At 61.6% G+C, this 2144-nt stretch carries 2 protein-coding genes; one reads left to right on the top strand and one right to left on the bottom strand.

Going from position 1 to position 2144, the window contains the following annotated elements; all coding sequences use genetic code 11:
• Window positions 1-255: ABC transporter permease (locus tag JJE47_00995; protein MBK5265987.1), on the bottom strand; the 255-nt coding region annotated here is incomplete at its 3' end.
• Window positions 256-573: 318 nt separating this feature from the next.
• Between JJE47_00995 and JJE47_01000 the strand changes: the two genes are divergently transcribed.
• A partial coding sequence (locus tag JJE47_01000) for an MFS transporter (protein MBK5265988.1) occupies window positions 574-2144 on the top strand: 1571 nt, incomplete at its 3' end.

Genomic DNA, 2144 nt, shown 5'->3' on the forward strand with positions numbered 1-2144 from the left:
GAAGTGATCGACTCCCCGGTTGACTTCGAATATCACACCGAAGATGAGGTAATAAACGGCCACGAACAGCAAAGGGTTACCAAGATGCCATACGTTGCCGAGCAGCGTGGTCTGGTGGGTGGTGCGGAGTTGCTGCAGGGGCACCTCAATAGCGAATTCCCGACGATTCCACATAGCCGCGAGGTACTCGCGAGTCGATAGGACGGCGTTGACCGAGGTCAAGCCGGATGATGATTCAGGGTTCGTGGTTGCCAAGAGAGGTTCTCCGTGAGGACAGGATCTGACGAAACGTTAGCGCTGGGTGAGGTTGACCGCAGCCAGGTCCCCACGCTGCGTTAGCCGTTGGTGATGATTCGGGTCTCATCGTGTTTAGCAATCTGGGTCTTGGTCGGTACGCAAAATTACTATGAATTCGGCCGCACTCCGATGACCGTTGGAATCCATTGGAGCAGCTGACCTCGACGTATCTTTGGGTATGTGACTGGCGAGTCCGTGGAGCCGACCGCTACCGCCTCGCCGGGATTCCGATGGTACGGGAGTTGGCGTCTACTGGTGGTGTCATAGACTGGGCCGATGTCACAGGCAGTTGCTCCTCTTCGTATTCGACAGTTCAGGTCACTTTGGCTGGCCTCGGTTGTCTCGAACGTTGGGTCGTTCCTCCAGGCTGTTGCAGGCTCGTGGCTCATGTTGGAACTTACGGGTTCGGCGACCTGGGTCGGATTCATGGTGGCGTCGACGACCCTGCCCCTCCTCTTCCTGGCGCTTACCGCCGGGGCACTTGCCGACCTCGTCGATCGGGCCAAGCTTCTGCTCGTTTCCCAGATCGTCATGGGATCGGCCGCAGCCGCCATGGCGATCATTACCTACACCAGCCAGATCAGCCCCGCCGTCCTGCTCACACTCGGGCTCGTCCTCGGAGTTGGCATGGCGTTCAACCTGCCTGCCTGGCAAGCCATGGTCCCCGACCTGGTCCCCAGGGGTATGGTCGCTAGCGCCGTCGCCTTGAACTCGGTGGCATTCAATGTCGCGAGGGCGGTCGGTCCGGCGCTCGGTGGTCTTATCGTCGCCACGGCAGGTCCCGAACTGGCCTTTGGGCTCAATGCCATCAGCTATGCCGGGGTGATCGTTGTGTTGGCCTTCATGCGACGGAGCCTGACCGAGTCTGAAAAAGAGACAAACTCGATGGCCAACGCGATTGCCCTGGGAGTTCGCTACGCCCGATTCACTAAGCCCTTTCGGAGGCTCCTTCTGCTGGCGGCTCTCTTCGCGATGACCTCGGCTGTAGTGCAGTCGGTGCTGCCGAGCCGGACCGAGGAACTCGGTGGCACTGCCACGGCCTATGGGTTGATGCTCGGAGCGATGGGCCTTGGCGCTCTCATGGCGGCCTTCTTGCGTGAGGTGGTCGTGTCGCGGCTCGGAGTCCATTCGCTGCCGGCCACCATTGGCCTGTTCGGATTGGCCGGGGTAGCGGTGGGGGCCGCTCCGTCGGTGGCATGGTCGATGGTCGCACTGGTCGTAGCCGGGGCGGCCTGGGTGTGGACACTGACCACGACCAATGCCACGGCCCAGTTGATGGCTCCCGAGTGGGTACGGGGTCGGGCGATGAGTTTGTACTCGCTGGCCTTTGTCGGCGTGCTACCGATTGGCTCGATTCTCGCCGGCACCGTAGCGGACCTGATCGGGGCAGGTCCATCCATGATGGTGTTCTCAGCAGGTTCGCTGGTGCTGGCGGTGCTGGCGCCTCGCCTCGGGATTCCGGCCCTGGCTGACGTGTCGACGCCCGAGTTCACCGCCGGGCCGGTTTTGGGCCATGCCATAACCGAGGGCGGTCCCGTCATGATTGTCAACACCTGGGATGTCGACACTGGCAACCTCGACGCATTTGCCGAGATCATGGCCGAGGTTCGCCTGGTACGCCTGCGAACTGGAGCCTATCGGTGGCGGTTGTACCGAAATGCCGAAGACCCACATCGGCTAAGTGAAGTGTTTCTAACCGTCTCGTGGGAGCAGCACCTTGCCCAGCATCGACGAATAGATGACGCGTCGGCCGGCCTATTGCGTGAAGCTCGAAAGCTCGACCGGGCGGGATCGCCTGTCAGTCGTCACCTCGTGGCGGTCGACGTCGAGGCCCCCGATGGTTGGGA

It is taken from the genome of Acidimicrobiia bacterium (assembly GCA_016650365.1).
GTDB lineage: Bacteria > Actinomycetota > Acidimicrobiia > Spongiisociales > JAENVV01 > JAENVV01.